The sequence below is a fragment of the Pantoea sp. SIMBA_079 genome, assembly GCF_046940275.1.
Classification (GTDB): domain Bacteria; phylum Pseudomonadota; class Gammaproteobacteria; order Enterobacterales; family Enterobacteriaceae; genus Pantoea; species Pantoea borealis.
Genome location: NZ_JAWRYR010000677.1, coordinates 1 through 250 on the forward strand (window position 1 = coordinate 1; position 250 = coordinate 250).

Consider the following 250-nt stretch of genomic DNA (forward strand, 5'->3'; position numbering starts at 1 on the left):
TTGAACAAGAACTCATTCAATTTGTAAGCAGGACTATCCTTTGTAAAAAACCTCAATCCGTAATCAGCATTTAACCTGTGCTCTCCAAAATAGAGATAAGCCCTATCAGGTGTTGGTGTGCAATACCGGCCACTGTCAAGTAATGCTATCTGTTTACCATATAACTGGGTTCCGAAATACTTTATACTAGGCATCTGATTCATTGTCGATTCATTATACATTGCATAAGAATAGAACTCTGGTATAAGAT

General features: G+C 36.8%; 1 protein-coding gene. It reads right to left on the minus strand.

Annotation, left to right across the window (positions count from 1 at the left end; genetic code table 11):
* Window positions 1-203, minus strand: a 203-nt coding sequence (locus tag SB719_RS21670; protein WP_412159962.1) for a hypothetical protein, incomplete at its 3' end; no start/stop codon positions are given.
* Window positions 204-250 lie beyond the last annotated feature (47 nt).